Origin of the sequence: Kribbella sp. NPDC050820 (assembly GCF_040653975.1) — a bacterium.
Classification (GTDB): domain Bacteria; phylum Actinomycetota; class Actinomycetes; order Propionibacteriales; family Kribbellaceae; genus Kribbella.
Genome location: NZ_JBFAHB010000004.1, coordinates 21,803 through 40,564 on the forward strand (window position 1 = coordinate 21,803; position 18,762 = coordinate 40,564).

Sequence of the window (18,762 nt, forward strand, 5' to 3'; positions counted from 1 at the left end):
AGATGGGTGCCTTCGACGACCAGCCAGTCGCCTGCTGATGCTCGCATGGCGGTTTCCTTCCTCTCACTTGCAGGCTGGCAGTTCGGGCGACCGCGGTGCAGATCCGTTCGGCTCCGAAATCGGGACGTTGGGCCCTGCTGCCAGGAGGCCCCGGATCGGGATGCTCGATGCGGAGGTGGTCATGCCCAGCTCGCAGGAAACCCTGATTGCCCGAGGTCTGTCGGCGGCAGCGGCTGCCCAGCGACTCGCGGCCGACGGGCCGAACCAACTGCCGCCACCCCGGCGAACACCGGCGTGGCGACTGCTTGCCGGGCAGTTGACCCACCTGTTCGCCGTCATGCTGTGGGTCGCCGCCGCGCTGGCACTGGCGGCCGACCTCGCGCCGCTGGCCGCGGCGATCGTGGTGATCATCGTTCTCAACGGGGTCTTCGCCTTCGCTCAGGAGTACCGCGCGGACCGTGCGGCCGAACGGCTGCGCGACCTGCTTCCCGCCCGGGTTCAGGTCATCCGCGACGGGCAGGTGACGAGTGTCGACTCGGCCGGACTGGTCCGCGACGATCTCGTCCTGCTGAGCGCAGGCGATCGGGTGTCGGCCGATCTGCGTCTCGTCGCGGTGCACGGCCTGGCCGTGGACGAGTCGATGCTCACCGGCGAGTCGGTACCGGTCCGCCCGGCGGCCGGGGGTGACGTTTTCGCCGGGACGTACGTCGTACAAGGCGAGGCCGAGGCGGTCGTGACCGGCGTGGCCGGCGACACCCGGCTGGCCGGGATTCAGTCGCTGACCGAGAGCGCGGACCGGCCGCCGAGCCCGCTGACCCTCGAGCTGCATCGGTTGATCCGGATCATCGCGATGATCGCGGTGGCGGTCGGCGTCACGCTTGCCGCCGTGTCGCTCGTCCTCGGCCTGGGCTTCACCGAGGCGCTGCTGTTCGGCGTGGGCGTGACGGTCGCTCTGGTGCCGGAGGGCCTGCTGCCGACGGTGACGCTGTCACTGGCGCGTGGCGCACAGCGGATGGCTCACGGGAACGCCCTGGTCCGTCGGCTGGACGCGGTCGAGACTCTCGGCGCGACGACGTACGTCTGCACGGACAAGACCGGCACCCTGACGATGAACCAGATGGAGGTCCTCGACGTCTGGACCCCGCAGGGAACCGTTGCGATGTACGGCGACGGCTACGACCCGGTCGGCTCGGCCGAAGGGGATCCGACGGCGATCGCTGCGGCCGCCCGCGCAGTCTCAGCGGCCTTGGCCTGCGTCCGCGGCCGAGCAGTGAGCCTGGAGGGTCGTTGGGTCGCCGAGGGCGATCCGATGGAGGTCGCTCTCGACGTGCTCGCCCGGCGGCTCGGCGTTCCGGCCCTCGATCCAGGCACGATCAGCCATCGCGTCACTTTCACCAGTGAGACCAGGTACAGCGCGGCGGTGGCCGACGGCGACACGATCGTGCTCGGCGCGCCCGACGCGCTGCTGCCGTACTGCCGCGTCGACGGTGGGCCGGACGCGACCGCCGCGGTCGAGCGGTTGGCCGGCCGGGGACACCGCGTGCTCGCGGTGGCGGAGGCGAAGGGCGTGCTGGTTCAGCACGGCCGGCTGGAACTCCGCCCGGACGCGCTGGAACTGCTGGCCGTGTTCGGCTTGGAGGACCCACCCCGGACGGACGTGCACGAGGCCTTGACCACCTGCCGGCAGGCCGGCGTGCGGATCGCCGTGGTCACCGGCGATCATGCGGCCACGGCAGCGGTGATCGCCCGCGAGGTCGGGCTGCTGGGCTCCAGGGGAATCGTTGTGACGGGCAACGAGTTGCCGGCCGACGACGAGCAGCTCGGCGAACTGCTCGACCGGGACGACGGGGTGGTCGTCGCCCGAGTGACGCCGGCGGACAAGCTGCGGATCGCGCGGGCGTTGCGGGCCCGGGGGCACGTCGTGGCGATGACCGGCGACGGGGTCAACGACGCACCCGCGCTGCGTGAGGCGGACGTCGGTGTCGCCATGGGGGCGTCGGGCAGTGACGTGGCCCGGGCGGCGGCCGACCTGGTGCTGCTCGACGATCACTTCGCCAGCATCGTCACCGCGATCCGGCTCGGCCGGGCCACGTTCTCCAACGTACGGCGTTTCCTCACTTATCACCTCACCGACAACGTCGCCGAGCTGACACCGTTCGCGGTGTGGGCGCTGTCCGGTGGATCGATCCCACTCGCGATCGGCGTTCTGCAAGTGCTTGCCCTGGACATCGGCACCGACATGCTCCCGGCGCTCGGACTCGGTGTCGAGCCACCGGGCCGGCGCACACTGGACGGCCCGGCGAGGCATCGCCGGATCGTCGACCGCGCCTTGCTCGTGCGAGCGTTCGGGATCCTCGGACCGGTCGAGGCACTGCTCGCGATGGCCGCCTTCCTGATCGTGCTGACCGGCCACGGCTGGCAGCTCGGCGCGGAGCCGACGAGCGCCGGACTCGCGATCGCCTCTGGCACTGCGTTCGCCGTCATCGGCCTCGCCCAGCTGGCGAACGCGTTCGCCTGCCGCAGCGAGCGAAGCACCGTGTTCGAGATCCCGCCGGCCCGCAACCGCGCCCTGATCGTTGCCGTGCTCGCCGAGCTGGTCCTGCTGGCCGTCTTCCTCGGCGTGCCGCAACTGTCCGCCTTGCTCGGGGGCGACTGGCCGTCGTACCAGGGCTGGCTGTTCGCCGGCGCCGCCGCGATCGTCCTCCTGCTCACCGATACAACCGCCAAACTCCTGCGCCGCAGGATGACCCGGCACCCCTGAGGTCAAGCTGTGCCGGATCCTTCCCTGAGCTGGCGGCGGAGCCGGTCAGTGGCTGCGTCGGTGGCTTCGGTCAGGGTCGGCCCTTTCGCGTGGACGTGGATCGGCGTCCCGTCGACGATGGCCTCGACCTCGATCCCGGCCGCCTCCTCGTGCTTCTCGTTCGCCAGGGTGACGACGACGTGCAGGTGCTGGACGCGGTCCGGTGTCCAGTTCAGGACGTGGTCGATCTTCGCGGTGGCGTAGGTCGCGATGTCGCGCGGCACCGGGCCGCGCACGGTGAGCTGAACGCGACTGCCGGACTGCTCCGGTGTGGTGTTCGGTTGGGCCTTCATGGTGGGCTCCTCCTCAGTGCCGGCGCGGGATCGGGAAGGTCGTGTGTTCGGCGAGTTCGACCGCCCAGATGACGATGACCAGGGCAACGAAGACGGCGAGCAGGACACCGGCGACCGACGAGCCGGTGAGGCCGAGTGCCAGGAAGCCGGCCAGCGCGCAGGTGCCGGCCAGCGTCACGACGAACCACCCCAGTGCGTCGTACTGCTCGGCGCTCACCAGCACGTAGATGACGGCTCCGCCGGGGATCAGCGCGGCGGCGGTCATGTCCCGGGTGGTGTCGATCAACGGCAGTTCCCCCACCGCCAGGTAGGCGAGATAGGGCAGGACGAGGGCCAGAACCAGTCCCGTGGCCAGCAGATCCCGCAGTCTGACCTGCATCTCCACCCCCTCCGTCATCTCTGACGGTAGGAGCCGGGCGATCGCCCGGTCAGGGCCGAAGGTCCGTTCCCGATGGTGCCTAGTTCCCTGGGACAGGGCGATCAGGCGAGCTGTGGTGGAGGTAGGAGGAAGTACAGCAGAGAGGAGAGACTATGACGACACTCCAGCACCGGGACAACCGGCGCCAGTTCGTGGACCTGTTCGACTGGGCCGAGAGCCTGCCGAGCATGTTCGCCTGGCCGGGCACGTTGCGTGGCGTCCGGATCGAGGAGTTCACCGAGGACGGCAAGTACGTCGTCCGCGCCGAGCTGCCCGGGATGGACCCGGCGAAGGACATCAAGGTCGAGGTCGCGAACGGCATGCTGACCATCGCGGCGACTCGTCAACAGGAGGAGCACGACGGATCCCGGTCGGAGTTCCACTACGGCTCACTGATCCGCCGGGTCATGCTGCCGGACGGAGCCGACGAGGGCGCGGTCGTGGCCAAGTACGCGGCCGGCATCCTCGAGGTGACAGTGCCGATCACGGCGAAGACCGCCGAGGCGCGCACGATCACCATCGACCAGACCGAGTGACTCCACTGCAACCGGCCCGGCCGGGGCGCCCCGGCCGGGCCCGTCGGCGGGCGTGTCCGCCACCGTGTGCGTAGGGGGCCCGACCATGGGCTGCCGCGAGGTCTACCTGGACAACCTCAAGGTCGTCGTCATCGCCGTGATCATCGCCGGTTCCGGCGCCGGCCGAAGTGAAGCGCTACTACTGGCCGGCGGGGAATCTGGGGCTCGTTCGCGTTCGCCCGGCTGCTGATCGCCCGGGTGCCCGGAGTCGGCCGGGTGCTCTGATCAGTACCCGAAGTCCCGGCGGGCGAGGCCTAGGAAGCCGATGACGAGGCCGGCCGCCGCCACGGCGCCTACGACCACGAGGGGGGTCGCGGTGACGGTGTCCAGTGGGGCGTTCGGGAGACGGACGAACGGTGAGGCCTGACGTGACCAGGTGGGCAGACGGAACGACTCGGCGAAGACCGCGACCACCGCGCAGTAGCCGACCACTGTCCACGCCACCACTCCTGCAGCTCGCGGTATCCAGCCGATGGCCAGTACGGCGATCGCGACGACGAGCCAGACGGCGGGCAGTTGCACGAGGGCGACTCCGGTCAGTCGGACGAGCTGTCCAGGATCGGAGATTGCGACTCCGTAGGCCAGGCCATGACCGAGGCCGGCCGCGGCCAGGGCGATTGTGCCGCCGATCAGGGCGACGACGACATGACCGCCGAGCCAGGACCAACGGCTGACCTTGGTGGCCAGTACCGGCTCGGCCCGTCCGGACGTCTCTTCGTGCCGAGCCCGCATCGCGCCTGCCACGGCAGACGCCGACGCGAGCAGTGCGCAGAACAGGATCACCAGAGCGAGGTAGGAGTTCACTACGTCGACCGCACCGCCCGGCAGGAACTCGGCGATCTCGGGGTTGTTGGTGACATAGTCCTGGATGGAGTCGGTGAACGACCCGTACGCGACGCCGAGCACGAGCAGGCCCGCCGTCCAGCCGATGATCGAACCGCGCTGAAGGCGCCAGGCCAGTCCGAGCGGCGAGCCCAGTGCCCAGGAGGCTGTGGCCCGGCCTTGCCGGTAGGGCAGCAAGCCGTCTCCGAAGTCGCGGCGTTCCAGCAAGGCCACTGCAACCGACACGAGGGCTGCGCCGGCGATCACCGGTACCGCGAGAGGCCACCACCGGTCGCCGGTGTAGGGAAAGGTGCGCTGCCCCCAGCCGATAGGGGACAACCAGGACCAGATGGGGTTGCCGACGTCCCCCGCGGCTCGCAACCCGAAGGCGGTGCCGATCGCGACACCGACCGCGCCGTACACCGACCGGGGATTCTCGAACACTTGCGCGGCCACCGCGGTCAGACCCGCGAAGGCGATTCCGACTCCTGCACCCGCGGCCGCGACCAGCACGGAACCGGCGAATGGCAGACCGGTGCCGGCGGCCGCGACGAAGAGCACCAGTGCGACGGCCAGGTCGGCCAGTACGGCGAGGCACAGCGCGGACGCCAGCGGGGCGCGCCGGCCGATCCGGGTCGATCGGATCAGCTCGCCACGACCGGTTTCCTCGTCGGTCCGGGTGTGCCGCCCGACCAGGAACATGTTCATCAACGCGATCACGACCGCGAGGAACGCGAACACCTCGAAGACGACTTCACCGCCGATCGTGCCGAGCAGCCGTTCGGGACCGCTCATCGCGAGAATCGCCGTGTTCCCGGTCATCGTCTGCCGCAGGGCGGCGAGCTTCTCCGGGGTGTTGTACAGGTCCTGGCTGCCGACCGACTGGAAGGCCAGCAGCGCGCCCGCGCCGAGCAGCCACCACGGGAGGCTGCGGCGTTCCTGCCACAGCATGAAGCGCAGGAGAGTGCCGGTTCCCGCCGCCGTGCTCACGACGTGGTCTCGCTGTCGTAGTGACGGAGGAAAAGCTCCTCGAGCGTCGGCGGCGTACTGGTCAAGCTGCGGACGCCGAGGACGGACAGCTGCCGGATGGTCTCGTCGAGGTGCGCGCTGTCGACGTCGAAGGCCGCCCGGTTGCCGTTGACCGCCAGGTCGTGCACACCGGGCAGCGTCGTGAGCCCGTCGAGCGGACGCTCCGTCTCGACCGAGATCGAGGTGCGGGTGAGGTGCCGTAGCTCGGTCAGCGTGCCGCTCTCCACGGTCCGGCCGAGCCTGATCAGGCTGACCCGGTCGCACAGCGCCTCGACCTCGGCCAGGATGTGGCTGGACAGCAGCACGGTGCGGCCTTCGGCCTTCACCTCCTCGATGCAGCGCTGGAACTCCGACGCCATCAGCGGATCCAGGCCGGAGGTCGGCTCGTCGAGCAGCAGCAGTTCCGCGTCCGAGGTGAGCGCGGCGATCAGCCCGACCTTCTGCCGGTTGCCCTTGGAGTAGGTGCCGGCCTTCTTCCGCGGATCCAGGTCGAACCGCTCGAGCAGGTCGTCGCGACGGCGCCGGTCCAGCCGGCCGCGCAGCCTCCCCATCAGGTCGATCACCTCGCCGCCGGTGATCCCCGGCCACAGGGTCACGTCGCCCGGAACGTAGGCCAGCCGAGCCCGCAGCGCGACGCCGTCGGTCCAGGGGTCGCCGCCGAGCAGCCGGACCGTGCCGGCGTCCGCACGCAGCAGGCCGAGCAGGATCCGGATCGTGGTCGTCTTGCCGGAGCCGTTCGGCCCGAGGAAACCGTGGACCTCGCCGGTCGTCACCTCCAGGTCCAGTCCGTCCAGCGCCCGCGTCGGCCCGAACGTCTTCACCAGCCCCGTTACCGAGATCGCCGAGGTCATCCACGCCTCCCCAGAGTGCCTGCCTACGAGTTGCCGATCAGTACGACGATGCGCCGTGGCCCGTGCCGCCGCAAGGGGGGCTCGCGCCGACGAGGTCCAGCCAGGAGCGGAGTACGACGGGATCGGCCGGCCCGCTGTGCAGGCCGACGTACCCGTCGGGGCGGACCGCGACGAGGTCGCCTCCGGGCCGGCTGGTCAGGCGATGAACGTGGACTCGCGGGCCGAGGGGGTCCGGCTGCTCGGTGTCGCGGGAGAGCAGGAGATGGATTCCGGGGCTGGCTGTCAGTTCGTGCAACCGGACTGTGCGGCCGTCACAGGTCACCGTTGCGTCCGGCAACCGATCACCCGGCTGGAGCTGCCGGTCCGCCGGAGCTGTACCGACCTGTGAGAGTGGGCTGCCGTGGTAGTTCACTCGGAGCTGGGACAGTGTGCGGACGCCTTCAGCCAGCAGCCGTCGCTGCCGCATCAGCAAGGGCGCCGCGGGGGCAGCCAGCGGAGCCAGCGTCCCGCGCAGGAACGCCGGCAGCGGGTGCGTCGACGCCTCGGCGAAGAAGATGAGATGCGTCATCGCCAGCACCTTGCGGGCGACCGGCCGCCGCTCCCGGCCGTACGAGTCGAGCAACTCGGAGCATCGTTCGCGGTCGGCGGCGTACGCGAGCTTCCAGCCGAGGTTGACCGCGTCCTGGATCCCGGTGTTCATGCCCTGCCCGCCGGCCGGCGAATGCGTGTGCGCGGCGTCGCCGGCGAGGAACAGGCGACCGTACCGGTATGCCGCGGCCAGCCGGTGCTGCAGCCGGACCTTGGCGGACCATCTGACCTCCGCGATGGTGGCAGCCAGCCCCGAGTCGGCGATCAGCCGCTGGAGCTCCGGTGTCGGCACGTCCCCACCCGGCTGGCCGAATGCTGCGTCCGGCGCGCCACGGACCGGGCGGGTCGCGAGCAGACGCCAGGTCGCGCCCTCGCCGAGCGAGAACACGAATAGCAGCCCGTTGCGTCCGGCAGCGACATGGACGACGCCGGGGGAGAGGTCACCGGTCAGTTCGACGTCGGCGAGAACGACCTCCTGGCGGTACGACGCACCTCGCCAGCCGATCCCGGCGAGGCGCCGTACCGTGCTGTCCGGGCCGTCGCAGCCGGCCACGAACCGGCACGTCGTGTCCTCGATGCCGGCCGCCGAGCGGAGCGTCGCCCGTACCAGGCCGCCGCCGTACCCGGTGAACGCGGCGTCGGTCAGCTCGACTCCTCGCTCGATCGTCACGCCGCGCCGGGCCAGCGCTTGCGCCAGGACTTCCTCGACATCGGCCTGCCGTACCAACGTGAGATGCGGGAAGGCCGTGTCGGGCAGGTCGAGGCCGGACAGCTCGACCGATACCCGCCGGTGGCCCAGGTGGAGCTCGGCGCGGGGCGCGATGTCGCCGCGGTCGAGCAGTTCGCCGGTCACGCCGAGCGGCCGGAGGCACTCGAGCGTCCGCGGGTGCACGATCAGGGCACGCGACGGCCGGAACGCGTCCGGTCGTCGTTCCACCACGCGAACACTCGCGCCGTGCGCAACAGCCTGCAGGGCAGTGGTGAGCCCGGCCGGCCCGGCACCGACCACCAGGACGTCGGTCATGACAGAGCGGATGCGATCTCGTCGGACCAGGTGCGGATCTGCGGCCAGTCGCGGGCGTCGCCGACCATGGTGTCGACCCGGGCCCGGTGCGCGAGGCGCCCGGCCGCGGTGTCCGGCTGGAGGTTCCCGGAGAAGGTCTTCACCGGCGGCGCGCCGATCTTCGCGGCCAGCCGCGCGACGTCGGACGGGACCTTCTGCGCCGCATCCCGGCCAGGCCCGATCGGCCCGCTGTGGAACAACCAGACCGGCCGGCTGCCCAGCTCCCGTGCGTGGCTGCGGAGGAACCGCACGGCCTCGGGGCGCCAACGGCCGAAGTAGAGCGCGCTGCCCAGTACGACGGCGCCGTACTCGCTGACCGCCTTGACATCAGTGACCTCATGGACCTCCACCTCGTGACCGGCCCTGCGCAGCTCGGCGCCGATCGCCGCCGCAATGGTGGCGGTCGCCCCCATCCTGGTGGCGTAAGCCACCAGCACCTTCTCGGACATCAGCCTTCTCCTCCTTCAGCAGCGAGCATTGCCCCTAAGTTCATCGTGGGCACGTCGGCTCGCCTCCGCTGCGGCTGGATGGCCTTGAAAGACAGGGACTCTCGGCCCGGGTCAGCGGACGACGGCGACCGGGCAGCGGGCATGGTGCAGGAGGTCGCGGCTGACCGAGCCGAGCAACAGGCCGCGGACAGCGCCGCGTCCGCGTGAGCCGACGACCACCAACTGGGCGGTTCTCGAGGCATCCAACAGTGCGTCGGCGGCGGCCGCGTGGACGACCCTTTCCGTCACCTTGATGTCCGGGTGGTCGGCCAGGTGCCCACTGAGGGTCTCGGCGAGGACCAGTGCGCTGTCCCTCTCGAGGGCATCGAGGTCGTAGACCACGGGCACCATGTCGCCAGGGCCGGTGCTCACCGGGTCGTGCCAAGCCAGCAGTGCCGTCAGCCGGGCGCCGCTCTGCTCGACGTGCCGGAACGCGAAGTCGATCGCTGCCGTGGACCGCTCCGACCCGTCGACCCCGACAACGACCTCGCCGTCTGGCTCCGGCGTCCAGCCGGCGGGTACGGCGACCACCGGGCAGTGCGCGTGGGTCGCGACGTGGGTCGTGACCGAGCCGGTTGCGAACTCACGGAACTCTCCGAGTCCCGTGGACCCGAGCACGAGCATCGCCGCATCCGCGGCCTCCCGCAACAGAACGGGCCCGGTGTCTCCGAACACCACCTCGACCTCGACGGTCAGACCGGGATACGCGGACCGGACGGACCGGCACGCCTGGTCGAGCAGACGTTCCGCGGCGGTGCGGATGCTGTCCTGCCGCAGCATCACCGCGGCGCCGGTCACGCTCCGGACGATCGGCCACGGCGCCACGTGCAGCACGCGGAGCGGCACGAGTTGCCGCCGGGCCTCGGCGGCGGCCCAGCGGAGTGCGGCGAGGCTCGCGGCTGATCCGTCGTACCCGATGAGTATGGGCTGGGTCATGTCGTCACCACCGTGATTGCTGCGAAGTAGATCGCGATCGAGAGCAGGTCCTGGATGACCGTCGCCAGGGGTCCGGATCCGAAGGCGGGATCGGCGCCGAGGCGGGCGAACAACCAGGGCAACGCCATCGCGACCAGCGTTGCGATGGAGGACGCGGCGAAGACGGCCAGGCCGACCGCCACGGCGACGTCGACGTCGTTCCACAGCAGCCAGATCGCCGGCGCCGCCACGACGCCGAGCAGCGCGCCGACGAGTACGCCGGTCAGTGTCTCGCGGACGACGATCCGCCGGATCCCCACCCCGACGGACAGTCCGCGAATCACCAGTGCCTCGGTCTGGGTGCCGACGGCGTCGGCGATGTACACGACGCCGGGCACGAAGAACGCCACCAGTACTGCGCGTTCCAGCGCCTGCTCGAAGGCGCCGACGATTCCGGCGGCGGCGAGTGCGCCGGCGAGGCCGAGCAGCAGCCAGGGCAGCCGGTGCCACAACCGGTGGGGGACCGGCTCGGTGCTGGCGGTACGTGCTTCGGCCGTGGTGTGGAGGTAGCCGCCGAGCCGGGCCATGTCCTCGTCGTGCTCGGCCAGCAGGACTGCCAGTAGCCGCTGTGGTGCGATGAGGCCGCGGAAGCGACCGGTGCTGTCGACGACCGCGAGCCCGGGTTCGCCGTGCTTCACGGCCTGCCAGGCAGCGCGTTCCTGATCAGTGCCGGGGGCAACAATGGGAGGGGCGGGATCCATCACTGCCCGCATGGAGAGATCGGGATCGGCGGCCAGCAGCCGTTCGATGGTCACCACGCCGGAGAGCCGGTCGTCGGCACAGACCGCGACGACCGCGGCGGTGTCGAACTGACGGCCGGCCATCCCGCGCAGCACCTCGCCGACGGTGTCGTCGGGCGCGGCGACCGGCACGGAGGCGGACGCGTGCTGCGCCGCGGTCTCCAGCAGGTGATCCGGCATGCGCGGGCCCGCACTCGCTACCGTGGCACGACGGCCGGCTGATTGCGTTCTCACTGCTCCAGCCTGCCCCGGGACCGAGCCCGATCGTAGGGGCGAAGGTACGGCGCAACCCGGGCCGAAGGCCCTGCCCGGGGCTTCGATCCGGAGACTCAGTGCGGAGGTGTCCAGGTGTGGGTCTCGCCTGGGCGTAGAAGGCGGGTGCGCCCGTAGCAGCGGGCGGCGATCGCGGGGCCGGGTTCGGGGTCGACCGTCAGGGTGACGCTCTTGGTCGAGATCTCGGCGACCACCCGATGACCGCGATAGCGCAGCACCATCCGGAGCGTCCCCAGCTTGGCCGGCCACCGCGGACCGAACCGCAGTACGTCGTTGGTCGTGGTCAGCCCGGTGAAGCAGCGCTGGACGATGTCGGCGCTGCCGGCCATCGCCGCGAGGTGGATGCCTTCGGCAGTGGTCCCGGTCCGCGTCGCGTCACCGGAGTCACTGTGCAGAGCCTGCTCGAGAAAGGCGAGCGCGCGGTCCGGATCGAGGGTCGCGAGGCCCCAGGCGTGGACGACGGCGCTGAGGGACGAGCCGTGGCAGGTCCGAGCCAGGTAGTACTCGACTGTCGAGCGCAGGATGCCGGACGACAGCGGGTACCCGAGCCGGTCCATCAGGCTGTACAGGTCCCGGCGCGGCAGTAGGTAGAGCAGCATCAGGACGTCGGCCTGCTTGGACACCTGGTACGACGTCACGTCGCGCCCCTCGGCCTCGAGGATCCGGTCCAGCCGCCGGATGTCGCCGTACTTGCGCCGGTAGTGCGGCCAGTCCAGCTCCTCGAGTCGTTCGTAGCCCTCGAACTGGCTGATCACGCCGTCGTGGAACGGCACGTACATGCGACGGGTCAGCTCGTCCCACCGGTTGCGTTCAGCCTGAGTGAGCCCGAGCGACTCGATGAGTTCGGTACGGCGCCAGGGCGGCAGCCGGTCGAGCGCGTGGGCCGCGGCGTCGAACAGCCAGACCGCCAGCACGTTGGTGTAGGCGTTGTTGTCGACACCGGGATCCGCCCGGCCGGGATACCCGGTGTGGAACTCGTCCGGGCCGACTACGCCCCTGATCACGTAGCGGTCGCGGCCGGCGTCGTACTCGGCCAGCGCGGCGAAGAACCTCGCGACCTCCACGATGACTTCGGCGCCGTAGTCACTCAGGAATCCGACGTCGCCGGTGGTCTCGACGTACTGCCACATGGTGTAGGCGACCGCGAGACCGACGTGCCGCTGGCGGAAGGTCGCGTCCTCGGTCCAGCGCCCGGACAGCGGGTTGAGATGCAGTCGCTGGCTCTCCTCACGGCCGTCGCTGCCGGACTGCCACGGAAACATCGCGCCCGGGTATCCGCTCTGCCGCGCCGCCAGCCGCGCGGCGGGAAGCCGGCGGCACCGATACTGCAGCAGTGCACGGGTCAGCTCGGGGATCCTCAGGGTGATGACCGGGAACACGAACAGCTCGTCCCAGAAGACATGCCCCCGGTACGCCTCTCCGTGCAGGCCACGCGCCGGTACGCCGGCATCCGCGTCGATGCTGTGCGGCGACACGGTCTGCAGCAGGTGGAAGAGGTTCAGCCGGAGTGCGGCCAGCGTTCCGTCGAACGGCTCCTCGAGATCGATGGAGAAGCGTCGCCACAGCTGCGACCAGGCCAGGGCGTGGGCTTCGGTCAGCTGCTCGAATCCCGGGGCGTTGTCCAGCGCGATCCGGGTGGCCAGCTCCGGCTCCGAGATCCCGGCGTCGCGCGATCCGTGGATCGCGACGACCTTCTCCGCACTGACGACGTCGCCCGCCGTCACCTCGACGCTGAGCTCGGCGTACGCCGACGTGCTGTCGGTGCGCGTGGCCCAGTCGAAAACGTCGCCGTTGTGGAGGGCAACCGTTTTGGTGCCGACGGCCACGCGATGGTGGGACTGACAGGTGGTGGCGGTCACGATGAGTTTGTCATCGGCAACCACCGGGGTGAGGTCGGTGAGATGCCGGCCGGCGAGTTTGCGGTAGCGCTCGACCCCGGAGTTGGTGACGCCGCCGCGCACCGCGGAGCCGATCCGGATCCGGCCCGACCAGTTGACGGCGGTGACGGCGAGCGTCTGTCCGCCGAGATGGGCGTCGGCCATGCTCGCGAGGCGGCGTTCGATCCCGCGCACCTCCCGGCCGTGCCGGTCGCGCAGGAGGAAACGGCGGGTCAGGACACCCCGGCGGAGGTCGAGCTCCACGTCGTGCTCGAGGACGTCGGAATTGTCCGGGGTCAGCCACTCGCCGTTGTCGATGGCAACAGTGAGGGGGAGCCAGTCGGGCAGGTTGACCAGGCTCTCGTTCTCGACGTCGGCCTGGCCGATCCGGTCGGTCAGCCGGTTGAAGTAACCGGCCAGGTACGTGCCTGGGTAGTGCCGGTCCCCGGCCGCGGAACCGGCCCAGGCGCCGCGGCTGGCGAAGTACCCGTTGCCGACCGCGCACAGCGCCTCGCGCCGGCGCTCGTCCGCCGGGTCGTATCCGTCGAAACGAAGGAGCCAGTCGGTCACAGCGCCGTGGACCGGCGAAGCGGACACGGATGTCATGGCTCGACTCTGCGCGCCGGCCGGTGGTGCCCACCAGAGCCGAAGGTCCTGTTCGAACAGGCCGGGGCTTTCGGCGTGCCACAGCCGTGACAACCGCCTCTGCCGAGGTCATGCCCCCGGCCGGACGATCGAGATGAGAACGAAGGAGAGGCATCTGCTATGAGCACTGCACCTGTCAGACCGGTCATCCACGTCGGACTCGACGCTTCATGGCGCACCAGCGGCGCACTGGAATGGGCACTGCAGGAGGCCGAGCTGCGGCACGAGCCACTGGACTCGGTCCACGTGATCGACGAGCGGGTACGGCGGACGCCGTACTGGGAACCGAACGTCATCGACGACGCGGCGATGGACCTGGCCGGCGAGGTCCAGGCTTACCTCGACAGCGGCCCGAGCACACTCGACCACGAGATGGATCTGGTCGTCGGGCCACCGGCTGAAACCCTGGTCAAGAGGGCCGCCGGCAGCCGGATGCTGGTCGTCGGCCGGCGCGGAATCGGCGCCTTCCGGCGGCTGCTGATCGGATCGACGTCGGAGGCCGTGACGGCGGCGGCGACGGTGCCGGTCGTCGTCGTTCCGGATCGGTGGAAGGCTGCGGACCACAACGGGCCGGTCGTCATCGCGGTGGACGAGTCGGGTGATGATCAGGCAGCGATGGAGTTCGGGGTCATGGAGGCGACCGAGCGGAATGTGCCGCTGCGGCTGCTGCACGTCTGGGACCTGCCGAACATGTACAGCTGGGAGGCGGTGAACTCGTCAGGCCTGGCCGCGGAGTGGGAAGCGGATGTCCGCAGGACGTTCCAGCAGATCGCGGAGCAGTGGCGCGCCAAGTACCCGGATGTCTTGATCGACGTCGACGTGTGGCGCGGCCACCCGGTCGACTGCATCGTCCGGGCGGCGGAGCGCCACGATGCCCAACTAGTTGTCGTCGGCAGTCAGCGGCGCCGCCGACTGCCCGCCATGCGGCTCGGCTCGGTCGCGCGCGGTGTGGTGCAGCACGCAACCCGCCCGGTCGCCGTCGTACACGAACCTGCAGGCCGCTGACAGCGTCAGGTGCTGGCCACTGGATCGTGAGGGACGACCGCCGCGGGGGTGAACGGTTGGACGACCTCGGTCCGCCAGAACTGTGGGTCGTCGGTCGGCGGGTCGTGGTAGACCTCCCAGGCATCACCGGTGCGGACGCCGTCCTGGGCTTTCAGCCACTCGTCCACGGCCTCGTAGGTCTCGCCCAGTCGCTCGTACGGGCCGATGTGCCAGGCGACCACGACGCGACCGCCCGGAAGGACGGAAGGCTCAACGTGTTCGTCACCCGCGACGGGCGCGTCGACGGGGAACCCGACCTCCACGTCGAACCTGTGGTCGGGCAACAGGTGGTACCTGGCGACCGGCATACCGCGCGGGGCGATGCCGATGGCACGCAGGTAGGCGACGACCCGGTCGAACGCGGCCGGGATCCAGGAACCCAGCTCCTCGCGATCCAGCGTCGCCTTCATGACTGCAATGTGCTGTGCGGGAACAGTCCGCGACTCGATACGCATGGTTTCCTCCACCTTCAGGCTGTGCCGACCGGCCCACCTGAGGCAGCGGCAGCGGTCCCGACCCGGCAGGGTCCTTCGGCGGGAATGGTCAGTTCTCGGTGCCGGTGAGGGCGAAGCGCTCGACGCGCTGGAGATGTCCACCGGTGAACGCGACGATGGTCAGGGCCGGATCGGTCGCGCCGCGGAAGCTGACGCTCGTCGACCACGGCTGGTTCTCGCCGCCGGCGGGTAGGGCGGGGGCCCGGCCGATCGGTTGCTCGCTCGACGGCTGCCGCACCTCGACCACGATCGACTCGTCGACCCCGGTGATCCGGCCGCCGACGGTGATCGGTGAGGTCACCTTCGCGCCGTACGCCGGCCGCTCCACGGTCAGCGTGGTGTCGCGGCTGCCGACGACCTCCCACGGTGCGTCGGCACCGGTCCCGATCCGGGCCAGATGCAGGACGGCGGCCACGCTGAGCTGCCCGTTCGGATCGCGGTACCCGACCGCCACCCAGGCCTCGGAGCCTCGCACCGACCGGGACACCACCCGATCGATCTCGGTGAAGCCGAGGTAGCCGGTGGTGGAGGCCAGCGCGGTCCGGCCGGCGTCCAGGTGCCAGGGTTGATGGCCACCCGACCGATACGCCTCCTGCCAGGCCTGCGCCTCGGCCATCGAAGCGAACGGCCACAGCGGCTGGTACTCGAACGTGACCGGGGTGGAGCTCGTCGGCGCCGGAGTGCTCGGCGTGGCACTCGGTGTCGCGCTCGGTGTCCTGCTGGTCGTCACGGTGGGCGCCGGAGAGGCTGTCCCCGTTGGCGGCCCACCCGGCTGCACGGTTTCGTCACCACGAAGCAGAACGATCGCCAGGGCGGCCACCAGGACGGCCGTCGTACTGATCGCGACAGCCGCAATGGTCCGCAGCCGCCGTAGCCTCCGCTCATCGGGCCCAGGAGAGGATCCACCTGACCCGGTGCTGGCTGTTGTCATCTTCTCCTCCTGCCAGTCGGATCGCTTGCTCAGGCGATGTGTACGGCGACGACGCCGCGGACGGAGTCGGCGACGGCCCTGGCTTGGCGGCGGTCGTGGTCGGTCGCGGGGCCGGTGACCTTGACGACTCCGCCGTCGACTTCCGCGTGCCAGCTGGGATTCCGCTGGCTCAGGGCCTGGTTGACGTCGGCGCTGATCCGGTCCTCGCGGGTCGCCAGGAGGTGGATGATGTCGCTTCGGCTGACCACGCCGACCACCCTGCCCGCCTCCTCGACCGGCAGGCTCTTCACCATCGTCGATCGCATCAGGTCGATCGCGTCGTCCAGCTCGTCGTCGGGGTGCACGCTCATCACCAGGTGGGCCATCACATCGACGACCCGGCGCCGCCGGCTGGCGGCCGACACCGTGATCGGAGCAGACGGCAACCGGTCGGACAGCAGCAACGCGTCCTGCATCAGGTCGGCCTCGCTCAGCAGACCGATCAGTGCGCCGTTGCGGTCGACCACCGGCACTGAGGTGATCTTGTTCTGGTCCAGCAGCCGCAAGGCTTCGCTGACCGGTGTCTCGCTCAGCACCGTGACCGCAGGTGTGGTCATCAGGTCCCTGATCAGCATTGTTCTCACCTTCTCCTTCGCTTACCTCCATTGCAGGCCGACTGCGCGGTGCCGGTCAGAGCCGAAGGTCCTCACCGCCGGGGGACCAGCAGGCGACCGGCTGCCGGCCCGTCCGCTACCGGCGTGAGGACGCTCAAAGGACGACCAAGGTCCTGGTTCTGCTGTGCGTTTCGCCCCTGGCCGGACCCCGTTGCCGACGGTCATCGTCACGCGTGACGGCACGAGCCTGAGCGGAGGCAGCCGACATGACGGTGGGACTGGGCGAGCAGGAGCGCGACGAGCTGCTTCGGGCAGCGGTCGCGGCTCCGTCCCTGCACAACTCCCAGCCGTGGAAGTTCCGCTTCCGGGGCTGGGAGGTGGAGGTCCACCGGGACCGGGCGCGCGAGCAGCCGGCAGAGGACCCGGATGGCCGGATGCTGTTCCTCGCCCTGGGCGCGGCGATCTTCAACCTCCGGGTGGCCGCCGCCCGGCTGGGCCTGACCGCCGTGGTCCGCAGCGTGAGCGACCGGCATCGCCCGGACCTGGTCGCCGAGCTCGACCTCTCTCCGGGCGGTCCGGACGTCGAGCAGCTGGGGCCGCTCGCGCCGTACGTCGTGCGGCGCCGGACCAACCGGGAGCCGTACGACGAGCGGCGGCTCCCGGGCGACGTGCGCACACTGCTGGAGTTCAGCGCGCGGCTCGAGGGTGCCGAGCTGGACTGGCTGAACCAGCCCGCGCGGCTGAAGTGGTTGCGACTGGCTACAAAGGTGGAAAGCTCCGCCGACGCCACCAGGAGGATGCTGGCGACGTTCGAGCACGACCCACAGCTCGCGGTGCTGTCCACCCGGTACGACGGCCCCGACGAGTGGCTGCGAGCGGGGCAGGCGATGCAGCGGATTCTGCTCGAGGCGACCGGTCGCGGTGTCTCGACCTCGGTCCTGAACCAGGCGATCGAGCACGAAGTGCTCCGCTGGCTCATCAACGACCCGCTGGGTACCTGGCGGCGGCCCCAAGCGGTGATCAGTCTCGGCTACGGCCCGCCGACCCCGCCGGTTCCGCGCCGGCCGATCAGCGACGTCCTGCTGGACTGAGCCTCGCGCTGCGCCACGGGCGGCCAGGGACCTTCGGCACTGCCGCTGGTGACTCCGGCCCCTGCCGGACGCGCGGCGCCGACGCCACGATCGAGGTGTTTCCCGACCGAAAGGAAGCGATCATGACCGCCAGTTTCGCTCGGCGCACGCCGTGGGTGCGGTGATCGGCATGAACAGTGCGATCTATGTCGGGGTGGACCACTCGTGGCGCGACACCGGGGCGTTCGAGTGGGCTCTGCAGGAGTCGAACCTCCGGCGCGAGCCCCTCCGAGCGATCCACGTCTTCGACGAACGGTTGCGGCCGACGTCGTACTGGGAGCCGGCTGTGGTCGACGCGCAGACGACGGAGCTGATCGAAGACGTCCGGCGCGAGCTGAAGTCCAGAGGTGGCGACCTGGACGTCGACGCGGACCTGACGGCCGGGTCGCCGGCCAAGCGGTTGGCCGAGGCGGGGGCAGACGGCTCGATGATCGTCGTCGGCCGCCGGGGGATGGGTACGTTCCAGCGCCTCCTGGTCGGTTCGACCTCCGAGGCACTGGTCCATGCGGCGACGGTTCCGGTGGTGGTCGTGCCCGCCGACTGGAAGACGCAGGAGCGGACCGGTCCAGTCGTGGTCGCCATCGGCAAGGCAGACGAGCAGCACGCCGCGATCGAGTTCGCGGCGACGGCGGCTGTCGAGCGGCACATTCCGCTGCGGATGGTGCACGCCTGGGACCTGCCGAACATCTACAGCTCGGACGCGGCGGTGGTCGCCCGGATCGAGGACGAATGGGCTGACGGCGCCCGGCGGGTGGTGAACGCTGCCGCCGACCACTGGCGGCGGCTGTATCCCGACCTCGCGATCGAGACCGTGGCCGTTCGCGGGCATCCGGTCGGCCGCGTCGTCGCTGCGGCCGAGCAGTCTCACGCACCGCTGCTGGTGGTGGGTGGTCACCGCCGGCACCGGATGTCACCGATGCTGCTGGGATCGGTCGCACGCGGTGTTCTTCACCACGCGAGCTGCCCGGTGGCGGTGGTTCACGACTCCTGATCCGCTGGAGAAGAGCGTTGAGGGGCGCGCATCTCCAGCCGAAGGTGCCGTGCGGCCGTGACCTCACCGGCCGCACGGCACCGACTCCTGTCTCGGGACGATCGGAGTCGGCTGCGGGCCCGGACAGAGCGGGACCTAGGGC

General features: G+C 70.5%; 17 protein-coding genes. 5 read left to right on the plus strand and 12 right to left on the minus strand.

Translation table 11 applies throughout. The features are described from left to right. Positions 1-181 precede the first annotated feature (181 nt). Positions 182-2,761, plus strand: a complete 2,580-nt coding sequence (locus AB0H36_RS05445; RefSeq protein ID WP_360516925.1) for a cation-transporting P-type ATPase — start codon at positions 182-184, stop codon at positions 2,759-2,761. 2 nt (positions 2,762-2,763) lie between these two features. Here AB0H36_RS05445 and AB0H36_RS05450 read toward each other — a convergent pair whose 3' ends face one another. Then, the gene (locus tag AB0H36_RS05450) at positions 2,764-3,093 is read right to left on the minus strand and encodes an HPF/RaiA family ribosome-associated protein (RefSeq protein WP_360516928.1); all 330 of its coding nucleotides are present in this window, start codon (positions 3,091-3,093) and stop codon (positions 2,764-2,766) included. Between the two features lie 13 nt (positions 3,094-3,106). Further along, positions 3,107-3,490: a hypothetical protein gene (locus tag AB0H36_RS05455; RefSeq protein WP_360516931.1), complete on the minus strand. Its 384-nt coding sequence runs from the start codon at positions 3,488-3,490 to the stop codon at positions 3,107-3,109. Between the two features lie 134 nt (positions 3,491-3,624). On the opposite strand from AB0H36_RS05455, the gene AB0H36_RS05460 reads away from it, so the two are divergent. After that, positions 3,625-4,047, plus strand: a complete 423-nt coding sequence (locus AB0H36_RS05460; protein ID WP_360516934.1) for an Hsp20/alpha crystallin family protein — start codon at positions 3,625-3,627, stop codon at positions 4,045-4,047. Between the two features lie 264 nt (positions 4,048-4,311). On the opposite strand, the gene AB0H36_RS05465 is transcribed toward AB0H36_RS05460, so the two are convergent. The 7 genes from AB0H36_RS05465 to AB0H36_RS05495 form a co-directional block, all read right to left on the minus strand. Next, positions 4,312-5,898 carry a hypothetical protein gene (locus tag AB0H36_RS05465; protein ID WP_360516937.1) on the minus strand — a complete coding sequence of 529 codons (1,587 nt, stop codon included), beginning with the start codon at positions 5,896-5,898 and terminating at the stop codon, positions 4,312-4,314. After that, positions 5,895-6,788, minus strand: coding sequence for an ABC transporter ATP-binding protein (locus tag AB0H36_RS05470; RefSeq protein WP_360516940.1), 894 nt, complete (start codon positions 6,786-6,788; stop codon positions 5,895-5,897). The genes AB0H36_RS05465 and AB0H36_RS05470 overlap by 4 nt, the downstream gene beginning before the upstream one ends. Before the next feature lie 37 nt (positions 6,789-6,825). Then, a complete protein-coding gene (locus AB0H36_RS05475; RefSeq protein WP_360516943.1) occupies positions 6,826-8,400 on the minus strand; it encodes an FAD-dependent monooxygenase in 1,575 nt (524 codons plus the stop codon). After that, positions 8,397-8,888 (minus strand): flavodoxin domain-containing protein, encoded by a 492-nt coding sequence (locus AB0H36_RS05480; protein WP_360516946.1) that lies wholly within the window; start codon positions 8,886-8,888, stop codon positions 8,397-8,399. The genes AB0H36_RS05475 and AB0H36_RS05480 overlap by 4 nt, the downstream gene beginning before the upstream one ends. Positions 8,889-8,999: 111 nt before the next feature. After that, positions 9,000-9,863 carry a universal stress protein gene (locus AB0H36_RS05485; protein ID WP_360516949.1) on the minus strand — a complete coding sequence of 288 codons (864 nt, stop codon included), beginning with the start codon at positions 9,861-9,863 and terminating at the stop codon, positions 9,000-9,002. Beyond that, complete coding sequence (locus AB0H36_RS05490; protein ID WP_360516952.1) at positions 9,860-10,822, minus strand: magnesium transporter; 963 nt, start codon at positions 10,820-10,822, stop codon at positions 9,860-9,862. The genes AB0H36_RS05485 and AB0H36_RS05490 overlap by 4 nt, the downstream gene beginning before the upstream one ends. A gap of 149 nt (positions 10,823-10,971) precedes the next feature. Continuing rightward, a complete protein-coding gene (locus AB0H36_RS05495; protein WP_360516955.1) occupies positions 10,972-13,398 on the minus strand; it encodes a glycosyl hydrolase family 65 protein in 2,427 nt (808 codons plus the stop codon). Positions 13,399-13,557: 159 nt separating this feature from the next. Here AB0H36_RS05495 and AB0H36_RS05500 point away from each other — a divergent pair, with 159 nt between their 5' ends. Next, a complete protein-coding gene (locus AB0H36_RS05500; RefSeq protein ID WP_360516957.1) occupies positions 13,558-14,442 on the plus strand; it encodes a universal stress protein in 885 nt (294 codons plus the stop codon). A 5-nt stretch (positions 14,443-14,447) separates the two neighbouring features. Here the strand turns inward: AB0H36_RS05500 and AB0H36_RS05505 are convergent, their stop codons facing one another. The 3 genes from AB0H36_RS05505 to AB0H36_RS05515 all read right to left on the minus strand — a co-directional run bounded on the left by AB0H36_RS05505 (position 14,448) and on the right by AB0H36_RS05515 (position 16,520). Continuing rightward, a complete protein-coding gene (locus AB0H36_RS05505) occupies positions 14,448-14,936 on the minus strand; it encodes a GyrI-like domain-containing protein (RefSeq protein ID WP_360516960.1) in 489 nt (162 codons plus the stop codon). Positions 14,937-15,024: 88 nt separating this feature from the next. After that, a complete protein-coding gene (locus AB0H36_RS05510) occupies positions 15,025-15,906 on the minus strand; it encodes a hypothetical protein (RefSeq protein WP_360516963.1) in 882 nt (293 codons plus the stop codon). A gap of 29 nt (positions 15,907-15,935) precedes the next feature. After that, positions 15,936-16,520, minus strand: a complete 585-nt coding sequence (locus AB0H36_RS05515; protein WP_360516966.1) for a CBS domain-containing protein — start codon at positions 16,518-16,520, stop codon at positions 15,936-15,938. Between the two features lie 245 nt (positions 16,521-16,765). Here AB0H36_RS05515 and AB0H36_RS05520 point away from each other — a divergent pair, with 245 nt between their 5' ends. Both AB0H36_RS05520 and AB0H36_RS05525 read left to right on the plus strand, forming a co-directional pair. Further along, entirely contained in the window at positions 16,766-17,590 is an 825-nt protein-coding gene (locus AB0H36_RS05520) for a hypothetical protein (RefSeq protein WP_360516969.1), read from the plus strand. 169 nt (positions 17,591-17,759) lie between these two features. Then, positions 17,760-18,620, plus strand: a complete 861-nt coding sequence (locus tag AB0H36_RS05525; RefSeq protein WP_360516972.1) for a universal stress protein — start codon at positions 17,760-17,762, stop codon at positions 18,618-18,620. Positions 18,621-18,762: the final 142 nt, after the last annotated feature.

Coding starts and splice junctions, on each gene's coding strand:
- AB0H36_RS05520 (WP_360516969.1), top strand. CDS start 16,766: ATGACGGTGGGACTGGGCGAGCAGGAGCGCGACGAGCTGCTTCGGGCA.
- AB0H36_RS05510 (WP_360516963.1), bottom strand. CDS start 15,906: ATGACAACAGCCAGCACCGGGTCAGGTGGATCCTCTCCTGGGCCCGAT.
- AB0H36_RS05515 (WP_360516966.1), bottom strand. CDS start 16,520: ATGCTGATCAGGGACCTGATGACCACACCTGCGGTCACGGTGCTGAGC.
- AB0H36_RS05475 (WP_360516943.1), bottom strand. CDS start 8,400: ATGACCGACGTCCTGGTGGTCGGTGCCGGGCCGGCCGGGCTCACCACT.
- AB0H36_RS05455 (WP_360516931.1), bottom strand. CDS start 3,490: ATGACGGAGGGGGTGGAGATGCAGGTCAGACTGCGGGATCTGCTGGCC.
- AB0H36_RS05505 (WP_360516960.1), bottom strand. CDS start 14,936: ATGCGTATCGAGTCGCGGACTGTTCCCGCACAGCACATTGCAGTCATG.
- AB0H36_RS05525 (WP_360516972.1), top strand. CDS start 17,760: ATGAACAGTGCGATCTATGTCGGGGTGGACCACTCGTGGCGCGACACC.
- AB0H36_RS05450 (WP_360516928.1), bottom strand. CDS start 3,093: ATGAAGGCCCAACCGAACACCACACCGGAGCAGTCCGGCAGTCGCGTT.
- AB0H36_RS05460 (WP_360516934.1), top strand. CDS start 3,625: ATGACGACACTCCAGCACCGGGACAACCGGCGCCAGTTCGTGGACCTG.
- AB0H36_RS05445 (WP_360516925.1), top strand. CDS start 182: ATGCCCAGCTCGCAGGAAACCCTGATTGCCCGAGGTCTGTCGGCGGCA.
- AB0H36_RS05470 (WP_360516940.1), bottom strand. CDS start 6,788: ATGACCTCGGCGATCTCGGTAACGGGGCTGGTGAAGACGTTCGGGCCG.
- AB0H36_RS05495 (WP_360516955.1), bottom strand. CDS start 13,398: ATGACATCCGTGTCCGCTTCGCCGGTCCACGGCGCTGTGACCGACTGG.
- AB0H36_RS05500 (WP_360516957.1), top strand. CDS start 13,558: ATGAGCACTGCACCTGTCAGACCGGTCATCCACGTCGGACTCGACGCT.
- AB0H36_RS05490 (WP_360516952.1), bottom strand. CDS start 10,822: ATGCCGGATCACCTGCTGGAGACCGCGGCGCAGCACGCGTCCGCCTCC.
- AB0H36_RS05485 (WP_360516949.1), bottom strand. CDS start 9,863: ATGACCCAGCCCATACTCATCGGGTACGACGGATCAGCCGCGAGCCTC.
- AB0H36_RS05480 (WP_360516946.1), bottom strand. CDS start 8,888: ATGTCCGAGAAGGTGCTGGTGGCTTACGCCACCAGGATGGGGGCGACC.